This window comes from Sphingobium sp. LMA1-1-1.1, assembly GCF_040676365.1.
Classification (GTDB): domain Bacteria; phylum Pseudomonadota; class Alphaproteobacteria; order Sphingomonadales; family Sphingomonadaceae; genus Sphingobium.
This window is the reverse complement of sequence record NZ_JBEGHS010000056.1, coordinates 129,860-148,976: the sequence shown is the minus strand read 5'-3', so window position 1 is coordinate 148,976 and position 19,117 is coordinate 129,860. Positions and strand designations below refer to the sequence as shown.

Here is a 19,117-nt window from a genome sequence, read left to right as displayed (position 1 = left end):
CTTTAGCGGATGGAGGCGGTGCAAGGGAATATGTCGAAAGAAAAAGCGCGCCCGGTTGCCCATGGCAACCGATGGCGCGCTTGTCCTGATCCGTGCGGGGCGAACCCTGCTGCCTGTTTACTGATTGCTCTGGCGATTGAGGAAACGCGGAATGTCCGGCGTTGGCGTTCCGTCATCGCTCGCGCCGGCGCCCTTGTCGGCACCACGGGTCAGCCCCGCCATACGCTCGAACAACGTGCCTCCGGTGGCGACGCGCGGTGCGGCCTGCGACGCCGGAACGGGCTGAGCCGGCACTGTTTCGGCCGCATCCTCACCCAGCAGCAATTCGTCCTGCGAAGGATCTTCGTCGGAGAACACCGCTGCGGGGCGCGGCGGGCTGAAGGGCGCGGGCTTTGCCGCGGCAGCAGGTGCTGCGGCAGGCGGCGTCAGCGGCGCGGGCGCAGGCGCGGCGGGCACGTCCAGTTCCAGCGTTTCAGGCTCAGCTTCCGGCGCGGGAGCAGGCGCTGCGACCGGAGCCGGAGCGGCCTGCGGCGCGGGCTTGGGCGCGGCGGCGGTCGGCACGGCAACGGCCGGACGGCTCGCGAAGCTGAACGGCTGGGTCAGCGGCGCGGCACTGGCGCTGGCATCGCTGTCGATGCCGGTGGCGACCACGGACACCCGGATCTTGCCGTTCAGATTGTCGTTGAAGGCCGAACCCCAGATGATGTTCGCATCGGGATCGACCAGTTCGCGAATATGGTTGGCGGCCTCGTCCACTTCCATCAGACGCATGTCGTCACCGCCGACGATGGAGACGATGACGCCTTTCGCACCACGCATCGACACGCCGTCGAGCAGCGGATTGGCGATCGCCTTCTCCGCCGCCTGGAGCGCGCGGCCGTCGCCTTCGGCTTCGCCGGTGCCCATCATCGCCTTGCCCATCTCGCCCATCACGGAACGGACGTCCGCGAAGTCGAGGTTGATGAGGCCTGGCATGACCATCAGGTCGGTGATGCCGCGCACGCCCTGCTGCAACACCTCGTCCGCCATCTGGAAGGCTTCCTTGAAGGTGGTGTTCGGGTTGGCGATCAGGAACAGGTTCTGGTTCGGGATGACGATGAGGGTATCGACATGCTTCTGCAGTTCCTCGATCCCTGCCTCCGCCGACTTCATGCGGCGATTGCCCTCGAAGGTGAAGGGCTTCGTCACGACGCCGACGGTCAGGATGCCTCGGTCGCGGGCGGACTTGGCAATGACCGGAGCGGCGCCGGTGCCGGTGCCACCACCCATGCCCGCGGCAATGAAGCACATATGCGCGCCGTCGAGCGCCTGCTCGACCGAGGCGATGGTCTCTTCCGCGGCCGCCTTGCCGATTTCCGGGCGAGAGCCGGCGCCCAGCCCTTCGGTGATCTGCGGGCCAAGCTGGATGCGCCGTTCCGCGGGCGAAGCGTTGAGCGCCTGCGCGTCCGTATTGGCGACAATGAAATCCACACCCTCGACGGAGGCGGCGATCATGTTCGCAATGGCGTTGCCGCCCGCGCCGCCGACGCCGATCACCGCGATGCGTGGCTTCAACTCGTCCACATGCGGCGGGCTGATTTCAATGCTCATAAATTCTAGCTCCCTCCAGCTTCGGTGACGTGAGCGAAACTGTCATCGAAGGTTAATGCAAGATGATGGCGTATTTCACCAGTAAATTTCGTCTGACCGTGTTTATTTCAATAGTTCGTCTTCATCGCCTTCACCATCCTCTGCCACCATGCTGGCGCGCCGATACGGTGAACGGTCTGGGGAGCGGGCGCTATCGTTCTAAGATCAACCGGGTTTGAAGCGCCATAAAGCGCAAGACCGGCCAATGTCGCAAAGGCCGGACCGCTATGTGCCTCCGGCATGGCGGCGAGGCCGCGCGGCCGCCCGATCCGCACCGCGCGGCCCAGCGCACCCTGCGCATAGTCGGCAATGCCCTTCATTTCGGCGCCGCCGCCGGTCAGCACGACCTGCCGCCCCGTGGGGGTGTTGAAGCCCATGCCGGCGAGCGCCGCATTCACCTCCACCATGATCTGGTTCAGCCGCTCGCAGATCACCGCCACCAGAGCGGCGCGGGTAATCTTGCCGCCATCGGCGTTGGGGCCCGCGCTTTGCCCCGGAATGGCGACATCGCCATGCGGCGCCGCGATCTCTATCATGTCCCGGAAATCGCGGCGGTTCTGCATCGCGGATCCGTAGAAGCATTTGATCCGCTCCGCCTGGCTGCGGCGAATGCCAAAGGCCGACGCTATGTCGTCGGTGATGTCGGACGCACCGATGGGAATGCTGTGCAGCCCGACCAGCATGCCACCGGCATAAAGCGAGACATTGGTGACGCCCGCGCCCAGTTCCACCAGCGCGACGCCCAGGTCGCGCTCTTCCTCGGACAAGCAGGCAAGGCCCGTGGCGATGGGAGAAGCGACGATGGAATTGACATTGAGATAGGCGCCGCGCACGCAAAGGTCGAGATTGGCGAGCGGCGCCCCGTCGGCCAGCACGACATGGATATCAACGCCCAGCAGGTCCGCATGCATGCCCAGCGGCTTCTTCACCGGCACACGGCCATTGATGGTGAAACAGGTCGGCTGCGCATGCAGAACCACGCGGCCGTCCGGATCAATCCCCTGCTGGCCTGTGGTCAGAAGGTCATCGATGTCCGCCTGTTCGACGCGATAACCGCCCATGTCGCGCTCGACGGTGACGACATCGCTGACCAGCGAACCGCCCGAAAAGCTGACCCACACATCCTCGATATTCGTGCCCGCGACGCGTTCCGCCTGTTCGACGGTTTCCCGTACGGCGAGTTCGGTCCGCTCCATATCCGCGATGAAGCCGCGCCGAACGCCCCGGCTTTCACGCTGCCCGGTGCCCAGGATCGCCAGTTCGCCATTTTCGGTGCGCCCCGCGATCAGCGCGGACACTTTCCACGATCCGATGTCGATCGCGGTGACGAACTTCTCGACCTTGGGTTGGGCCATGGGGGTTCAGCCTTCCTCGCCCTTGGCAGGCGCTTCGGCGCTCGCGGCGGGCTTGTCGCCGGATTGGCCGCTTCCCTGCCCCTGCGGCAGGCGCAGCACGAAACGATCGGGATCGCGCATGTCGAACTTGACGATACCCCGGCCCAGCAGGCGGTTCACCCCGTCCATCCGCGCGAAATTGACCAACGCCGTGGCCGACGGCTTGTCGCCTTCGGGCAGGGACAGCGTCTCGCCCGATTGAAAGCGCAAGTCCCAGCGCCGGTTCCCGACCCAGGTGGCGCCCGCCAGCATGGGTTTGAGCGCAGGCGCATTTTCCATCAGCCTGTTGAGACCCGCGGTCTGCAGATTGGCGTTGGGGCCAACGACCAGCGGCAGGTCCGGCATCGCCCCTGCCGATACCGATTGCAGCACCACGCCGGCCACGTCGATCAGGTGAAGCTGCCCATCATGCTGCCACACCGCAACCGGATCGCGCTCGACGATGTCGACCACCAGCGTATCGGGCAGGCGACGGGAAATGCGCGCATCCTTGACCCAGCCGAGCTTCAGCATGTCAGCCCGCACCCTGGGCAGGTCGAGCGAGAGCATCGACCGGCTCACCTGGCCAAGGGCGATATTGTAGATGGGCAGTTCGTCCATCCGCTCGACGCCGCGCACTTCGACTTTCTCGACCTCGAAGCCTGCCTTGGCCGCCAGTTCGGACGCCTTCTGCCCGGCCATGGCGGGAAGGCCCGACCAGATGGCGATACCCACCAGCGCCGCCAGCACGATGCCGACGATCGCCCAGCTCGCCATGCGCTGGAGCGTCTCCTCGCTGACCGGCAGCAGGTCGATCAGACCGTCGATCCAGCTCCGCTGCTTGACCGAACGTCCTCGCCCACCGCTGCGGCCGCGCGTGCCGGTCGTGCGCGCCAACCGCGCCGTTCCGCCACGCCGGATGCGTGCTTCAGCCATGCTTCGTCCCCCCTGCGCTCTTCAGCGCGTCCTCGACTATACGCTCCACCAGCTCGGCATAGTCAATGCCCAGCTTCGCCGCCTGTTCAGGCACCAGGCTGAGCGGCGTCATGCCCGGCTGCGTGTTCACTTCCAGCAGGAACAGCCCGTCGATCCCCTGTTCATCGTCCCAGCGGAAATCAGCCCGCGACGCCCCCTTGCAACCCAGCAACTGGTGCGCGCGCAGGGCAATGGCCTTGCAGGCTTCGCTGATCTCCTGGGGAATATCGGCGGGGCACACATGCTCGGTCATCCCGTCCGTATATTTGGCGTCGAAATCGTAGAAACCGCTTTTCGGACGCAATTCCGTGACCAGCAGCGCTTCGTCGCCCAGCACGGCGGTCGTCAATTCCCGCCCGCGAATATAGGGTTCGGCCAGCAACTCTTCGAAATGCAGCCACGGACCCTCGACATCCCGGCCGATCGGCGAACCATGATTGCCGTCCCTGGTCACGATGGCGACGCCGACCGAACTGCCCTCATTGACCGGCTTCACCACATAGGGGCGCGGCAGGGGATCGCCCTCGAACAGGCTTTCGCTGCGGACGATATGCCCGCCGGGCATGGGGATGCCATGGGGCACCAGCGCCTGCTTGGTAAGCTGCTTGTCGATGGCGATGACGGAGGTGGCGAGGCCCGAATGGGTGTAGGTGATGCCCATCAGGTCCATCATCCCCTGCACGGTGCCGTCCTCGCCGGGAACGCCGTGAAGGGCGTTGAACACCACGTCCGGCCTCACCTCCGCAAGGCGCAGCGCGATGTCACGATCCATGTCGATCCGCGTGACCCTGTGGCCGCGCGACTCCAGCGCCTTGGCGACGCCCTCGCCCGACGAAAGCGAAACCGGCCGTTCGGCGGACCACCCCCCCATCAGGACGGCAACATGCCAGGGGCCACGGGTCATCTGTCTTTTCCTTCAACCAGCTGAACGCCCACCCTTTGAATTTCCCATTCGAGGTCGATGCCGCTCTTTTCCTTCACCCGGCGGCGGACCTCCTCGCCCAGCGCCTCGATATCCGCGCTCGTCGCGTCGCCCAGGTTGAGGAGGAAATTGGTGTGCTTTTCCGAAACCTGCGCGCCACCCTGTCGCAGCCCCCTGCACCCGGCCTGATCCACAAGCTGCCAGGCCTTGTGCCCATCGGGATTCTTGAAGGTCGAGCCGCCGGTCTTGCTGCGAAGCGGCTGGCTTTCCTCGCGGGCGGCGGCGATGCGATCCATTTCCGCCTGGATGGCCGCCGGCTCGCCAGGAACGCCCCGGAAAATGGCGCTTACCACGACGGCGCCGTCGGGAAGGGCGCTGTGGCGGTAGGTGTAGCCCAGCGCGTCGATCGGCAGCGTCACCCGTTCGCCCGACCGCAGAACAACATTGCATTCCACAAGGATATCGCACGTCTCACGGCCATAGGCGCCCCCGTTCATCCGCACGAAGCCGCCGACCGTGCCGGGAATGGAGCGCAGGAATTCAAGCCCCGCTATGCCCGCGTCCCGCGCCGCCGAGGAAACAAGGATGCCCGATGCTCCTCCCCCGCAACGCAGGCTGGTCGCATCGACCTGCTCCACCCTGGCGAATGGCTTGCCAAGGCGCACCACCACGCCCGGAACCCCGCCGTCGCGCACGATCATGTTGGACCCCAGGCCCAGCGCCATCACCGGAATCGCAGGGTCAAGCCGCGCCAGAAAATCAGAAAGATCGTCCGCGTCCTTCGGCTCGAACAGCCATTGCGCAACACCGCCCGCCTTGAACCAGACGAGCGGCGCCAGCGGCGCATCGGCCCTGAGCGAGCCGCGAACCGGGGGAAGGGACGTGACCGCCAGCGTCAATCGCGCATCCCCCAGAGCCGCATCCAGCCCTTCATCGCCTTCACACCCGCTTCGCCCGCCCGCCCGGCGGCGGCCCCGGCGTCCACATTGCGCTGCGCTGCGTCGACCATCTGCTGGGCCACTTCGATGCCCTGCATCTGGAGGTCGATCATGCGCTTCTGCATCTCGAGGCCAACATTGAACAGCTCGAACATCAGGCGGCTTCCTTCTCCGCAACGGCGGAGGCAAGGCCCGCCGCCCATTTGGTGATGTCGCCCGCGCCAAGGCAGATGATCATGTCGTCCGCCTGCACATCGGCGGCGATCAGGCGGGCGAGATCGTCCGCACCCTCGACCGTCGCGGCGTTGCGATGGCCCCGGCGCTTCAGCCCCGCGACCAGTTCCGCGCTGTCCACCCCTTCGATCGGCTGCTCGCCGGCCGGATAGACCGGGGCGGCATAGACGATGTCGGCGTCGTTGAAGGCCTGCTGGAACTCATCCATCAGGTCGCGCAGACGGGTGAAGCGATGCGGCTGGACCACGGCGATGACCCGGCCTTTCGCTCCTTCGCGGGCGGCGGCCAGCACAGCCCTGATCTCGACCGGATGATGACCATAATCGTCGATCACCGTCGCGGTACCGCCCCCGACGGCGATTTCCCCGACTTTGGTGAAGCGCCGCTTGACCCCGCCGAACTTGGCGAAGCCGGTCTGGATCGTCGCGTCATCGATGCCCATCTGCAGCGCCACGCCGATCGCCGCCATGGCGTTCAGCACATTGTGGCGGCCCGGCATCGGCATTACGATCCCCTCGATCCGGCGCAGCGATCCGTCACGCTCACGAATCTGCACATCGAAGCGGTTGCCGCCCGGGATCGGCTGAACATTCTCGCCGCGAATATCCGCCTGGGCGGAGAAACCATAGGTGACGATGCGCCGGTCCTGCACGCGCGGCAGGATCGCCTGCACCTCCGGATGGTCGAGGCAGAGCATCGCCGCGCCATAGAAGGGCACATTCTCGACGAACTCGACAAAGGCATCCTTCACCTTGTCGAAGCTGCCATAATGATCGAGATGTTCCGGATCGATATTGGTGACCACCGCCAGCGTACCATCGAGGCGCAGGAAGCTGCCGTCGCTCTCGTCGGCCTCCACGACCATCCACTCGCTGTTGCCCAGCCGGGCATTGGAACCGTAGCTGTTGATGATGCCGCCATTGATCACGGTCGGGTCCACCCCGCCCGCGTCCAGCAGCGCCGCAACCATGGAGGTGGTCGTGGTCTTGCCGTGCGTGCCCGCGACAGCCACGGTGGATTTGAGGCGCATCAGTTCCGCCAGCATTTCCGCGCGACGGATGACGGGCACGCGGCGTTCCAGCGCCAGATCGACCTCGGGATTGCCCTTCTTGATCGCGGTGGAGGTGACGACGACAGCAGCATCGCCCAGATTTTCGGCCTTGTGGCCGATCATCACCGGAATGCCCTTCTTGCGCAGTCCCTCGACCACATAGCCTTCGGCCACGTCGCTGCCCTGAACCTTGTAACCCAGATTGTGCATCACTTCGGCGATGCCGGACATGCCTATGCCGCCAATGCCGATGAAATGGATCGTGCCGATGTCGGTGCCGACACCCTTCATGCGCGGGATTCCTTATTCATGAAACAGGGAGAACCTTTCAGGCCGAGATTGCCGCACTTCACGCGGGAACCCCCTGCAGATTGAGGCTTGCCGGGGTCGGCCCGACCTTCACCGGATCGTTGATGATCGGCGCCGTGCCGATGCTTTCCAGCAGATCCGCCATGTCGCGTGCCGCATCGGGGCGGCCGCAGGCGCGGGCGCGTTTCGCTGCGTTCTGGAGCGCGCCCGGTTCCAGCGCCATCTTCTGCATCTGCTTGGCAAGCTCGACCGCCGTGAAGCGCGCCTGCGCAATGGTGCGCGCGCCGCCGGCCTCGGTCATTTCCCGGGCGTTCGCGGTCTGGTGGTCGTCCATCGCGCTCGGCAGCGGGATCAGGATCGCGGGCCGGCCTGCACAGGTCAGTTCCGCCAATGTGGATGCGCCCGCACGGGCGATCACCAGGTGCGACCAGCCGAGCTTCTCCGGCACATCGTTGAAATAGGTCGCCAGATCCGCCGGGATTTCGAGGTCGGCGTAGAGCTTGCGCACCCGCTCGATATCCTCGGCGCGGCATTGCTGCGTCACCTGCAGGCGGCGGCGGAGGCTGAGCGGCAACATGCCCAGCCCGTCGGGCACGACGCTGGAAAGGATCGTCGCACCCTGGCTGCCGCCGATCACCAGCACGCGGAACACGCTTTCATCAGTCAGCGCGGGGAATTCCTCCTCGCGCAATTGCTTCACTTCCTCGCGCACCGGATTGCCGACCAGATGCACCTTGCCGGCATAGCGGTCCTTGAGCCGCCGGACGTCGGGATATGCGGTCGCGATCGCGTCGACCCGCCCCGCCAGATAGCGGTTCACCCGGCCCAGCACGGCATTCTGTTCATGAATGGCCGTCGGAATGCCGTCGGCCAGCGCGCCCAGCAGCGCGGGCATGGCCGGGTAGCCGCCGAAACCCACCACGGCGGTCGGACGGAAGGTCTCGTTCAAACGCCGCGCCATCGCCCGGCCTGCAAGGATCGCCTTCAACGCGCCCGGCCAGCTCTTCGGATTCCTGGTCATGCGCCCCGCCGGCATGACATGGACCTGCGCCTTGTCGAAAAGGCCGGGAATCTTGGCGCCGCGCTCATCCGTCACCAGCGCGACATGGTGGCCGCGCAGCATCAGTTCCTCGGCGACGGCATGCGCCGGAATCATGTGCCCACCCGTCCCGCCGGCGGCGAGGACGAAGTGTCGGGAAATACTCATCGACCACTCCATTTGACGACCGTGTGCCGACCCATGAAGGGATTGCGCCGCGTGAACGCGAGCAACAGGCCGACGCCGATACAAAGCGCCAGCATAGAGGAGCCGCCATAGCTGATAAAGGGCAGCGTCATGCCCTTGGACGGAAATATCTGCGCATTGACGCCCATGTTGATGATCGCCTGCAGCCCGAATTGCGTGGTGAGGCCCGCCGCGGCGAGGATGGTGAAATTATCATCCTCGTCCAGCATGCGCAGGAAAACGCGCACGACGATCGCCAGATAGACGCAGGCAATGCCGATGCACGCAAGCAGGCCGAACTCCTCCCCGATGACGGAGAAGATATAGTCGGTATGCGCTTCGGGCAGGCGGAACTTGTTCTGTCCCCCGCCCGGACCCACGCCCAGGAAACCGCCATGGGTGATCGTGCGGAAGGCCAGCTCCGTCTGGTCCGGCCCCATATCCTGTGCAACGCCGATCCCCAGGAAGTCGTTGATCCGCTGGCGGCCATTCTCGTAGAACATGTACATCAGCACCAGGCCGCCGAGCCCCACGCCCGCCATCGCGCCGATGAAGCGCATCGAAACGCCCGACAGCAGCAGCAGGCCACCCCAGCAGGCAAGGAAGATGACCGTCTGGCCGAAGTCCGGCTGCTTCATCAGGATCGCCGCGATCAGCAATGTCAGCGCGCCTGTCAGCGGGATCACGGGCAATGTCATGTCCTTGCCGCGCAGCGACAGCAGCCAGGCCATGGTGACGACATAGACAGGCTTCAGGAATTCCGACGGCTGGAACCGGAAACCCGGCAGATCGATCCAGCGCTTGGCGCCGTTCACGACCGAGCCAAGCACCGGCACCAGCAACAACGCCACGGCAAAGACGACGCACAATATGAAGGCCAGCCTGCGCGCCTGCGTCCGGGGCAGCATGGAGATCACCAGCATGATCGGCAGGCCGATGAACACCCACATCAGCTGGCGATAGAAATAGATGAGCGGCGTCACCGAAACCGTGCTGGTCGACCGATCGATCGCCGCCACCGGGGACGCCGCCGCCACCGCCACCAGCCCGATCGCCATCAACGCGACGATCAGCGACAGCAGCACGCGGTCGATTTCCCAGAACCAGATGGCCAGCGCCGTGCGCTCCCGCGGGACGGTACGGTTCCTGAATTCCTTTACAAGATCGCCTGCCCTCGACATGCCCCCAGGTTCCTCCGCTTCCCTTTATTCCAGCGCGGCCACGGCAGCGACGAAGGCATCGCCTCTCGCCTCGAAATCGCGGAACTGGTCGAAACTGGCGCAAGCGGGCGACAGCAGCACCACATCCCCCGGCTGGGCCACCCGCGCCGCCCGGCGAACGGCGGCCGATAGCATCTCGCTATCGTCCACCGCCATATGCGATCGCAGCAGTTCGGCGAACATAGCGCCCGCCTCACCGATGGTATAGGCATGGGCGACATTGCCGAAATAAGGTTCGCACTCGTCCAGATTGTCGGTCTTGGCAAGGCCGCCGACAATCCAGTGCAGGCGCGGCCGCCCATCGATCGGCGGATAGGCGGCGAGCGCAGGGGCGGTCGAGGCAGCGTTGGTCGCCTTGCTGTCATTGACATAGAGGACGCCGTTCAACTCGCGCACCCGCTGCATCCGGTGGGGCAGGCTGGCATAGCTTTGCAGGCCCTTTTCGATCGCCGCTTCATCGATGCCGAGCGCGCGGGCGACGGCAATGGCGACGGCAGCGTTCTGGGCATTGTGCGGGCCTTGCAGCGCGGGCCAGCCGGCTTGGCGGCTGGGATCGATGTCGGCGGCTTTCACCGCCATCACGCGCTCGTCGTCAGCTGCGCGGGAATGACGCACGGACGAGAGGATCGAACGGCTCGGTTCATCCTCAGCGGCGATCACCCCGATATGATCGCCCGCCTGCATTTCAAACAGCCGCGCCTTGGACGCCACATAGCCTTCAAAGCCATTATAGCGATCCAGATGATCGGGCGTGATGTTCAACAGCACCGCCACGTCGCAATCGAGACTGCGCGTCAGGTCGATCTGGTAGCTGGACAGTTCCAGCACATAGACGCCGCCGTCGGGCAGCGGGTCCTGCCCCAATATGGGCAGGCCGATATTGCCGCCCATCCGCGTCGGAATGCCCGCCGTCTCGATGATGTGATGGACCAGGGCCGTCGTGGTGGACTTCCCGTTGGTCCCTGTGATCCCGACCACCCGATGCTTCGGCAGGGTGGGACGGGCAAGCGCGAACAACTCTATGTCCCCAACGACCGGCACGCCCGCGAGCTTCGCATGCATGGCGATGGGATGCCTGTTGAGCGGAACGCCCGGCGAAACCACCACGCCGTCAAAGCCCTTGAGGTCGATTTCGGTGGGGTCGGCCAGTGTCAGGCTGACGTCGCCTTCCATCTCCACCGATAATTTCTGAACCGCATCGACGGCTGCCTCACGCGCCTCGTCCCGGCTGTCCCAGGCGACGACCTGCGCGCCGCTGGCGGCGAGGCATTCGACCGTAGCCAGCCCGGACCGCGCCAGGCCCAGCACCGCATATTTCCTGCCTGCAAAGACGTCCGAAACGATCCCCATGGCGCTCACCGCAACTTCAGCGTGGCAAGGCCGGCCAGCGCCAGCACGAAGGAAATGATCCAGAAGCGGATCACCACGGTCGGCTCAGCCCAGCCAAGCTGCTCGAAATGATGGTGGATCGGGGCCATCTTGAAGACCCGCTTGCCTGTCCGCTTGTAGAAGAAGACCTGGATGATGACCGACATCGCCTCCACCACGAACAGCCCGCCGATCACGCCCAGCACGATCTCATGATGCGCGGTAACGGCGATCACGCCAATGGTGCCGCCCAGCGCCAGGCTGCCGGTATCGCCCATGAAAACGGCGGCAGGCGGCGCGTTGAACCAGAGGAAGGCCAGCCCCGCCCCGATGATCGCTCCGCAAAGAATGGTGAGATTGCCCGCCCCCGGCACATGCGGAATGCCCAGATAATGGGCAAAGTCGGCGCGCCCGACCAGATAGACGATCGCCATGAACGCCATGCAGGCAATGATGACCGGCATGGTCGCAAGCCCGTCCAGGCCGTCGGTCAGGTTGACCGCATTGCCGAACGCCACGATCACGAAGGCGGCGAAGAGGAAATAGAACGGCCCCAGCTCGATTGCCGGACCATTGTAGAAGGGCAGGTAAAGCGCGGTATTGCCATGCTGGTTGACGATCAGCCAGGCGGCGAAACCAGCGATCAGAAATTCGAACGCCAGCCGCATCTTGCCCGAAAGCCCCTTGTGGCTGGCCTTGGTCACCTTGTCATAATCATCGAGGAAACCGATGGCGCCAAAGCCCAGCGTCACGAACAGGCAAGCCCAGACATAGATGGACGACAAATCCATCCACAGCAGCACCGACGACATCACCGACGTCAGGATCATCAGCCCGCCCATGGTCGGCGTGCCCCGCTTGGCCAGATGGGTCTGCGGGCCGTCGTCGCGAATCGGCTGGCCCTTGCCCTGCCGCACGCGCAGCCATCCGATGAAGCGCGGCCCGATCAGCAGGCCGATGATCAGCGCGGTGGCGATCGCCGCGCCGGCGCGAAAGCTCAAATAGCGGATGAGGTTGAACACACCCGCGAAATCCATTGTCTGGGCAAGCCAGTAGAGCATCAGTTCTTCGCTTCCTGTAGCGCAGCCACGAGACGCGACAGGCCGATGCCGTTCGACCCCTTCACCAGGATCGCATCGCCCGCGCGTATTTCATTTCGTACCAGATCGGTTGCCCTGGCGGCGTCGGGGACATGGTCGAAGGGCATGGCGCCTCGCAGCGCCTGGGCCAACGGCTCCATCTCCTCTCCCACCAGGACCGCATAATCCACCTGCCCCGCGGTCAGCGGCTCGACCAGCGAGGCGTGCAATTCGCGGCTGCGGTCGCCCAGTTCGCGCATCCCGCCCAGCACGGCAATGCGCCGGTCCGCCTGCTCGCGGCCCAATTGCTTGAGCGTCGCCGCCATGCTCAACGGATTGGCGTTGTAGCTTTCGTCGATCAGCAACGCCTCGCCACCCTCGACCGGCAGGATGCTCCTCTGCCCCCGCCCCGGCAGGCCCGGCATTTCCGCCAGCGCCAACCCCGCCGCGGCCAGGTCGCCGCCCAGCGCCTCGACCGTCGCCAGCACCGCCAGTGCATTGGAAACCCAATGCTCGCCCGGCGCGCCCACGGTCAGGCAGAGCTCCACGCCCGGCAGCGCCGCCGTGACCAGCGTGCCGCCACCCGCCGCAGGCACGGTTTCACGCGCGCGCACGTCCGCCTGCGGATCGAAGCCGAAGGTCAGGATGCGCGCCGCATGCTTCTCCGCCTTGGCATAGAGGGTCGCGACATGCGGGCTGTCATAGGGGATGACCGCCGTGCCGCCCGGCTCAAGCCCCTCGAAAATCTCCGCCTTGGCCTCCGCGATCTTCTCCTCGGTGCCGAAAAATTCGATATGGGCCGGCGCGATGGCGGTGACGATGGCGACATGCGGCCGCACCTGCCGGGTCAGCGCCGCCAGTTCACCGGCATGGTTCATGCCCATCTCGAATATGCCAAAGGCCGATTCGCGGGGCATGCGCGACAGGCTGAGCGGCACGCCGACATGGTTGTTGTAGCTCTTGATGGACCGGTGAACCGCCCCCGGAAAGGCGCGGTCGAGCGCATGAAACAGCGCTTCCTTGGTGCCGGTCTTGCCCACCGATCCGGTGACCCCGATCACCTTGCCCTGCATCCGCGCGCGCGAGGCGCAGCCAAGCGCCTCCAGCGCCGCCGCGCTGTCGGGCACCAGCACATGGGGCTGGGCGATCGGCTGCCTGACGATGGCGCCCGCCGCACCCTGACCGAAGGCCTTGTCGACGAAGCGATGGCCATCGGTCGCCTCGCCCTTCATCGCCACGAACAGATCGCCGCCTGTTACTTCCCGGCTGTCGAACGCCACGCCAGAAACGGCGAAGGGCGCCGAAGCGACGCCCCCTGTGGCCTGCGCAATCTCTTCCGAGGTCCAGAGTGCGCTCATCCGGCGCATTCCCGCGCCACGGTCACATCGTCGAAGGGCAGCACCCGATCCCCGATGATCTGGCCCTGTTCATGCCCCTTGCCCGCCAGGAGCACGATATCGTCCGCGCCCGCCTGCGCGATGGCGGCGGCGATGGCGGCGCGACGTCCGCCGATCTCCTCCGCCCCCGGCGCGCCCGCCATCACGGCTGCGCGGATGGACGAAGGCTCTTCCGAACGGGGATTGTCGTCAGTGACGATCACATGGTCGGCGAGTTCCGCCGCCACCTTGCCCATTTGCGGCCGCTTGCCCGCGTCGCGATCGCCGCCCGCGCCGAACAGGGCGATCAGCCGGCCCCGCGTATGCGGCCGCAGCGCCTCTATGGCGGCGCGCAGCCCATCGGGCGTATGGGCATAATCGACATAGACCGGCGCCCCCGCGCGGGTGATGACCGCCCGCTCCAGCCGCCCGCGCACGGGCTGCACCCGGCCGAGCAGTTCCAGCACCTTGCCCGCATCCTCGCCGCCCGCGATCACCAGACCCGCGGCGGTGAGCGCATTGGCCGCCTGATAGGCGCCGATCAGCGGCAGGTTCACCTTGCAGGACTTGCCTCCAAGATCCTTGGCCAGCTCGACTTCCAGCGCCTGGCCCAACTGGGTCGGGGTGCGGTTGGCAAGACGCAATGCCTGCCCCTGCACCCCGACGCTCAGCACACGAAGCCCCCGCTTCGTAGCCCGCTGGAGAACCTTGTCCGACCATGCGTCATCGGCCCAGACGACCGCGGTGCCGTCGGGCGCGACGACCTCATCGAACAGGCGCATCTTGGCTTCGAAATAGCTGTCCATGTCGCCATGATAATCCAGATGATCACGCGACAGGTTGGTGAAGGCGGCGGCCGAAACCGGCAGGCCTTCGGTGCGATATTGGGCCAGGCCATGGCTCGACGCTTCGAACGCGGCATGGCTGATGCCCTCGCGCTTCAGGCCCGACATGTTGGCAAGGAAGGTGACGATGTCCGGCGTGGTGAGCCTGGTGGACACCTGATCCACGGATGTCGTGACGCCCAATGTGCCGATGGAGGCGGATTTATGTCCCAGCATCCGCCAGAGCTGCCGGGCCAGTTCGACGGTTGAGGTCTTGCCGTTGGTCCCGGTGACGGCGACGGTCACCTCCGGAAACGGCGCGAAATAGCGGGCGGCAAGCTGGGCGAACAGGCGGCGGGGGTTGTCCGACGCAATATGCATCGCGCCTTCGACCTTGGCCTGCGGCCGGGCGACGACCGCCGCGGCCCCGGACTGCACGGCTGCGGGAATGAAGTCCTCGCCATTGACGCGCGCGCCCTGGAAGGCCCCGAACACCGTGCCCGGCGCCACCTTCCGGTTATCGATTGCGAAGCCCGACACCGGAACGTCCAGGGACGCTCCCATGTCGAGCTTCGCATCCAGCCCCTCGATTAGCGACCCGAGGCGCATTATTCTTTCTCCTTGTCGCCGTGCAGCAGCGGCATGAGATCGGAAATATCGACGTCGCGCCGCTCATCGGGCAACACGCCCAGCATCGGCCCGGTGCGCTCCACCACCCGCTTCACCACCGGCGCCGCTGTCCAGGCGGCCGTGCGCAGGCCATATTGGCCCGTCGCCTCGTCCATGGTGACGAGGACCACATAGCGGGGATTGTCCATAGGGAAGGCAGAAGCGAAGGTCGTCACCAGTGAAGTCTTGTTATACCGGCCTTGCTGAGGTTTTTCGGCCGAACCTGTCTTGCCGCCCACCCGGTATCCCTTGGCGTCGGCGGAGCGACCTGTACCTGCGGCCACGATCATGCGCAACAGCTGGCGCATGCGCGCGCTGGTAGCGGCTGAAAAGACGCGCCGGCCCTCTGGAACCTCGTCCGCCTTCAATTTCCGCAGCGTAGCAGGCCGCCAAAGTCCGCCATTCACCAGGGCGGCATAAGCCGAAGCGAGATGCAAAGGCGTTACGGCGATGCCGTGCCCATAGGAAACGGTGAGCGTCGTGATCCGCCCCCAATTGGCCGGCCAGAGCGTGCCCGCCCGTTCGTTGAGTTCGATCGGCGCGCGCTGGTCGAAATGCAACTCGCGGAAAAGATGCTGCAAAGGCTCCGCACCCATCTGGTCGGCGATCCGGGCGGTCCCGATATTGGAGCTGTGCACCAGGATTTCGGGCACGTTGATCCAGCGGCCCAGCGGATGGTCGTCCTTGATCCGGAAACCCGCAATGGCGAGCGGCGCCGTCGCGTCATAGGTCTTCGACATGGACGTGACGATGCCACGGTCCATCGCCGCGCCGATCGACAGCGGCTTGAACGCCGAGCCCAGTTCATAGCGGGCCTGCACCATATGGTTGCAGAGCGGCGATTCGCTGCAATTCTTGCCCGCATAATCTTGCAGCTTGTTGGGATCGAACACGGGAATCGACGCCATGGCGATCACTTCGCCGGTATTGGCGTCCAGTATCACGCCGCCCGCCCCCTTGGCGCGGGTCTGGACGAGCTGGGCATAGAGTTCGCTCTCCAGCGCGCCCTGCACCCGGCTGTCGATGGACATGGCAAAGGGCTGGCCGCGCATCGCCGGATCGGTCAGCCGGTCGTTGAACGCCGCCTCCACCCCCATGCCACCCTTGCCGTCGGCATTCGGCGCGAACCCCAGTAGATGGGCGGCCAGGGTGCGCTGCGGATAGAGCCGCTCCTTCTCACGCGGAAATTCAATGCCAATCTCGCCCAGCGCGTTCACGGCGGCCACCTCTTCCGGCAGCGCCCGGCGACGCAGATAAGCCCAGCCGCGGCCCGTCAACTTCTTGTAGAAGGCGCTTTCCGGTTCGTCGGGGAAGATCTCATGCAGCTTGCGCGCCAGTTCGGAGGGGTCTCCGATCAGTCGCGACGGCCGCACCGCGATCGAATAGGCGTCCATGGTACGCGCCAGCGGCACGCCGTTGCGGTCCACGATGTCGGCCCGCGCCGGAAGGCCGCCCATCGCGTCGCCGCCACGCCCATTGCCGGCAAAGACCCCCACCCAGGTCAGGCGCAGGATCAATACCGCCGTGATCGCCATGAACAGGATCAGCAGCAGCATCAACCGGTTATGCGCGATCGCCGTCAGGTCAACGCGCTGCTTGCCTGCTCTCGCGCCGCCCGGCTGGACGATGATCGTCGCCATTTAGCGGTCCCCCTTGGCGCGCTCGCGCTTCGCCTTGGCACTGATGTCGCCCAGCGTACTGTCGTCAAGCAGCTTCGCGTCCAGCATCGCCATCCGCTCAGCGTGGCGGACGACGGGATTGGGCTTGGTGGTGTCGGCGTCCTCCTTCGCCTTTTCCCTGGCGGTCTTGACGGCGGGCTTCGCGATCTTGTCGACATTGTCCGCGGCATGCGCCTCCCGGATGACGGCGATATCGCTGCGGATCTGGGTCGGCGCGGGGCTGGCGGGGGCAGCCTGCGGCGCGGACGGCAGGTCGGCGGGCGTCTCCACCATCGCCACCATCACCGGCGGCGCCACATAATCGGGGCCATTGGGCTGCACCCCGTCGAGATGCGCCAACGCCCGCTCGCCCGCCAGATATTGCTGGGCGGTGGGCGTCGCATACATGAAATCGTCCTGGTTCCAGCGCTCAAGCTGCCGCATGTTCGCCCGCGCGCTGAACTCGGTCTCCAGATAGCGGATGTCAGCCTTCGCCCGCGCGATCTGCGTCCGCACCTTCATCAGTTCGTTGCGCTCCGTCGCGACCTTCAGCGACACCATATAGGCGCCCAGCGCGCCCAGCGCGACGAGAAGGATCCAGATCAGGCTCTGCAATCTCTTGACCGCGATCATGAGCGGGAACTCCGGGGGGCCACAGGGGCGGACGTACGAATGGCGCTGCGCAGCGTGGCGGATCGGGAGCGTGGATTGCGCGCCAGTTCCGCCATGCCGGGCCGCACCGCCTTGGCGGGCTTTTCGAAAGTAGGCGCCGACCCCGACTGGCGCTGGGGCAGATGCCGTGATCCGCTCGCCTCGCTGCCGCTGCGGTTGCGCAGGAACTGCTTGACGATGCGGTCCTCCAGGCTGTGGAAGGTGACGACCGCGAGCCGGCCGCCCTCCTCCAGCATCGCTTCGGCCGCCTCCAGCCCCCGCTCCAGTTCCTCCAGCTCGCGATTCACATGGATGCGTATCGCCTGGAAGGTGCGGGTGGCCGGGTCCTTCTTGTCATGCGGCTTGTGGCCGAGCGCCTTGCGCACCACGCCGGCAAGCTGCCCGGTGCGCTCCAGCGGCCGCGCCTCGACGATCGCCTTCGCCACGCGGCGTGAGCGCGGCTCCTCGCCATAGCGATAGAGGATGTCGGCAATCTCCTGCTCAGGGGCATTGTTCAGGAAATCGGCGGCACTCATCCCGCTCTGGCTCATCGTCATGTCGAGCGGGCCGTCACCCTGGAAGGAAAAGCCCCGCTCCGGCCGGTCGAGCTGCATGGAGGACACGCCGATATCCAGCGTGACACCGGAAACGGACGCCACGCCCCGTTCCGCCATCGCTTCTTCCATCCGGGAAAATTCTCCGGCGATCAGGGTGATGCCCTTTTCGTCGGCCAGCGCCCGCCCTTCGCGAATCGCGTCGGGATCGCGGTCGAACGCGAAGACCCGCGCGCCCTTGTCCACCATGGCGGCCGAATAGCCCCCCGCGCCGAACGTGCCGTCGACATGAACCTCGCCGGGGTTGATGGCGAGGGCGCGAAGCACTTCGTCGAGGAGCACCGGAATGTGGCGGTCAGGGTCCTGGGCAAGGCCGGCGGAAACGCTCACTTGCCTCCTCCAGCCGCCCGCTGGTCCAGCCAGCGCCGGACCTTGTTGCGGATCAGTTCGGGCCGGTCCTTGCTGTCGACCAGCGTTTCCGGCTTCCAGATCTGGATGTAGCGGCCCACGCCATAGAAGAAGACGGCGTCGGTGATGCCATATTCGTCCTTGATGTCGGGATGCATGGCAAAGCGGCCTCCTTCGTCGAAGTTCACCTCCTCGATCGTGCCGAGACGGCGCTCCAGCTCCAGGTCGGCATCATAGGGGCGGCCTGCGGCGCGCGCTTCGCGGGCCAGTTCCTCGACTTCGGTGAACAGGTGGCGGCGATGCGATTCGCCAAAGGCCGTGGCGCAGGGGTTGCCGCCATGGACCGACAGGAAAAGTCGCGTTTCATTGCCGCTGGACAGCTTGATCTGCCGGCGCATCTCCAGGGGCAGCACGAAACGGCCCTTGCCGTCCGCGACGCTGAACGCGTTGCCCGTGTAGAGAATGACGTCCGACACTTTTCGACTGCTGCCCCTCTGTTCGCAGGGCGCAGGCCGTCGCCAGCCGAATTCGCGCGGAAGCGAACCGGCTCACAGGACTAGCAAAGCCTGACAAACCCCTATGGCTTTCAAATACCAAGCCACGGGGTTCAAGAAAAGGGATATTTTGGGAAAAGCCGGGAAATCCTGTTTTGTT

The 19,117-nt window shown here is 65.6% G+C and carries 17 protein-coding genes; all 17 read right to left on the bottom strand.

Annotated elements, in window-relative coordinates; all coding sequences use genetic code 11:
• Window positions 1-117: 117 nt before the first annotated feature.
• On the bottom strand, window positions 118-1,590 hold the full coding sequence (gene ftsZ, locus MRBLMA1_RS19820) for a cell division protein FtsZ (protein ID WP_363739208.1): 1,473 nt from the start codon (window positions 1,588-1,590) through the stop codon (window positions 118-120).
• 107 nt (window positions 1,591-1,697) lie between these two features.
• Window positions 1,698-2,984, bottom strand: a complete 1,287-nt coding sequence (gene ftsA, locus MRBLMA1_RS19815; RefSeq protein ID WP_025550635.1) for a cell division protein FtsA — start codon at window positions 2,982-2,984, stop codon at window positions 1,698-1,700.
• A 6-nt stretch (window positions 2,985-2,990) separates the two neighbouring features.
• Window positions 2,991-3,938: a cell division protein FtsQ/DivIB gene (locus MRBLMA1_RS19810; protein ID WP_133653712.1), complete on the bottom strand. Its 948-nt coding sequence runs from the start codon at window positions 3,936-3,938 to the stop codon at window positions 2,991-2,993.
• Complete coding sequence (locus tag MRBLMA1_RS19805; RefSeq protein WP_363739206.1) at window positions 3,931-4,881, bottom strand: D-alanine--D-alanine ligase; 951 nt, start codon at window positions 4,879-4,881, stop codon at window positions 3,931-3,933. The genes MRBLMA1_RS19810 and MRBLMA1_RS19805 overlap by 8 nt, the downstream gene beginning before the upstream one ends.
• The gene (gene murB, locus MRBLMA1_RS19800) at window positions 4,878-5,798 is read right to left on the bottom strand and encodes a UDP-N-acetylmuramate dehydrogenase (RefSeq protein WP_363739204.1); all 921 of its coding nucleotides are present in this window, start codon (window positions 5,796-5,798) and stop codon (window positions 4,878-4,880) included. Before murB ends, MRBLMA1_RS19805 begins: the two co-directional genes overlap by 4 nt.
• Window positions 5,795-5,992 (bottom strand): hypothetical protein, encoded by a 198-nt coding sequence (locus MRBLMA1_RS19795; RefSeq protein WP_363739203.1) that lies wholly within the window; start codon window positions 5,990-5,992, stop codon window positions 5,795-5,797. Before MRBLMA1_RS19795 ends, murB begins: the two co-directional genes overlap by 4 nt.
• Window positions 5,992-7,413: a UDP-N-acetylmuramate--L-alanine ligase gene (murC, locus tag MRBLMA1_RS19790; protein WP_363739201.1), complete on the bottom strand. Its 1,422-nt coding sequence runs from the start codon at window positions 7,411-7,413 to the stop codon at window positions 5,992-5,994. The genes MRBLMA1_RS19795 and murC overlap by 1 nt, the downstream gene beginning before the upstream one ends.
• Window positions 7,414-7,471: 58 nt before the next feature.
• Entirely contained in the window at window positions 7,472-8,638 is a 1,167-nt protein-coding gene (murG, locus tag MRBLMA1_RS19785) for an undecaprenyldiphospho-muramoylpentapeptide beta-N-acetylglucosaminyltransferase (RefSeq protein WP_363739199.1), read from the bottom strand.
• A complete protein-coding gene (locus tag MRBLMA1_RS19780) occupies window positions 8,635-9,837 on the bottom strand; it encodes an FtsW/RodA/SpoVE family cell cycle protein (protein ID WP_363739197.1) in 1,203 nt (400 codons plus the stop codon). Before MRBLMA1_RS19780 ends, murG begins: the two co-directional genes overlap by 4 nt.
• Before the next feature lie 24 nt (window positions 9,838-9,861).
• Window positions 9,862-11,226 carry a UDP-N-acetylmuramoyl-L-alanine--D-glutamate ligase gene (gene murD / locus MRBLMA1_RS19775; protein WP_363739195.1) on the bottom strand — a complete coding sequence of 455 codons (1,365 nt, stop codon included), beginning with the start codon at window positions 11,224-11,226 and terminating at the stop codon, window positions 9,862-9,864.
• A gap of 5 nt (window positions 11,227-11,231) precedes the next feature.
• Window positions 11,232-12,305: a phospho-N-acetylmuramoyl-pentapeptide-transferase gene (gene mraY, locus MRBLMA1_RS19770; protein ID WP_133653704.1), complete on the bottom strand. Its 1,074-nt coding sequence runs from the start codon at window positions 12,303-12,305 to the stop codon at window positions 11,232-11,234.
• The gene (locus MRBLMA1_RS19765; RefSeq protein ID WP_363739193.1) at window positions 12,305-13,681 is read right to left on the bottom strand and encodes a UDP-N-acetylmuramoyl-tripeptide--D-alanyl-D-alanine ligase; all 1,377 of its coding nucleotides are present in this window, start codon (window positions 13,679-13,681) and stop codon (window positions 12,305-12,307) included. The genes mraY and MRBLMA1_RS19765 overlap by 1 nt, the downstream gene beginning before the upstream one ends.
• Entirely contained in the window at window positions 13,678-15,132 is a 1,455-nt protein-coding gene (locus tag MRBLMA1_RS19760) for a UDP-N-acetylmuramoyl-L-alanyl-D-glutamate--2,6-diaminopimelate ligase (RefSeq protein WP_363739191.1), read from the bottom strand. Before MRBLMA1_RS19760 ends, MRBLMA1_RS19765 begins: the two co-directional genes overlap by 4 nt.
• A complete protein-coding gene (locus tag MRBLMA1_RS19755) occupies window positions 15,132-16,832 on the bottom strand; it encodes a peptidoglycan D,D-transpeptidase FtsI family protein (protein WP_363739189.1) in 1,701 nt (566 codons plus the stop codon). The genes MRBLMA1_RS19760 and MRBLMA1_RS19755 overlap by 1 nt, the downstream gene beginning before the upstream one ends.
• The gene (locus MRBLMA1_RS19750) at window positions 16,833-17,483 is read right to left on the bottom strand and encodes a colicin transporter (protein ID WP_363739187.1); all 651 of its coding nucleotides are present in this window, start codon (window positions 17,481-17,483) and stop codon (window positions 16,833-16,835) included.
• The gene (gene rsmH / locus MRBLMA1_RS19745) at window positions 17,480-18,445 is read right to left on the bottom strand and encodes a 16S rRNA (cytosine(1402)-N(4))-methyltransferase RsmH (protein WP_363739185.1); all 966 of its coding nucleotides are present in this window, start codon (window positions 18,443-18,445) and stop codon (window positions 17,480-17,482) included. The genes MRBLMA1_RS19750 and rsmH overlap by 4 nt, the downstream gene beginning before the upstream one ends.
• The gene (locus tag MRBLMA1_RS19740) at window positions 18,442-18,939 is read right to left on the bottom strand and encodes a division/cell wall cluster transcriptional repressor MraZ (RefSeq protein WP_363739183.1); all 498 of its coding nucleotides are present in this window, start codon (window positions 18,937-18,939) and stop codon (window positions 18,442-18,444) included. Before MRBLMA1_RS19740 ends, rsmH begins: the two co-directional genes overlap by 4 nt.
• Window positions 18,940-19,117: the final 178 nt, after the last annotated feature.

Excerpts from the sequence above, each read along its gene's own strand:
- ftsZ (WP_363739208.1), bottom strand. The coding sequence starts at position 1,590 with ATGAGCATTGAAATCAGCCCGCCGCATGTGGACGAGTTGAAGCCACGC.
- ftsA (WP_025550635.1), bottom strand. The coding sequence starts at position 2,984 with ATGGCCCAACCCAAGGTCGAGAAGTTCGTCACCGCGATCGACATCGGA.
- MRBLMA1_RS19810 (WP_133653712.1), bottom strand. The coding sequence starts at position 3,938 with ATGGCTGAAGCACGCATCCGGCGTGGCGGAACGGCGCGGTTGGCGCGC.
- MRBLMA1_RS19805 (WP_363739206.1), bottom strand. The coding sequence starts at position 4,881 with ATGACCCGTGGCCCCTGGCATGTTGCCGTCCTGATGGGGGGGTGGTCC.
- MRBLMA1_RS19795 (WP_363739203.1), bottom strand. The coding sequence starts at position 5,992 with ATGTTCGAGCTGTTCAATGTTGGCCTCGAGATGCAGAAGCGCATGATC.
- murC (WP_363739201.1), bottom strand. The coding sequence starts at position 7,413 with ATGAAGGGTGTCGGCACCGACATCGGCACGATCCATTTCATCGGCATT.
- murG (WP_363739199.1), bottom strand. The coding sequence starts at position 8,638 with ATGAGTATTTCCCGACACTTCGTCCTCGCCGCCGGCGGGACGGGTGGG.
- MRBLMA1_RS19780 (WP_363739197.1), bottom strand. The coding sequence starts at position 9,837 with ATGTCGAGGGCAGGCGATCTTGTAAAGGAATTCAGGAACCGTACCGTC.
- murD (WP_363739195.1), bottom strand. The coding sequence starts at position 11,226 with ATGGGGATCGTTTCGGACGTCTTTGCAGGCAGGAAATATGCGGTGCTG.
- mraY (WP_133653704.1), bottom strand. The coding sequence starts at position 12,305 with ATGCTCTACTGGCTTGCCCAGACAATGGATTTCGCGGGTGTGTTCAAC.
- MRBLMA1_RS19765 (WP_363739193.1), bottom strand. The coding sequence starts at position 13,681 with ATGAGCGCACTCTGGACCTCGGAAGAGATTGCGCAGGCCACAGGGGGC.
- MRBLMA1_RS19760 (WP_363739191.1), bottom strand. The coding sequence starts at position 15,132 with ATGCGCCTCGGGTCGCTAATCGAGGGGCTGGATGCGAAGCTCGACATG.
- MRBLMA1_RS19755 (WP_363739189.1), bottom strand. The coding sequence starts at position 16,832 with ATGGCGACGATCATCGTCCAGCCGGGCGGCGCGAGAGCAGGCAAGCAG.
- MRBLMA1_RS19750 (WP_363739187.1), bottom strand. The coding sequence starts at position 17,483 with ATGATCGCGGTCAAGAGATTGCAGAGCCTGATCTGGATCCTTCTCGTC.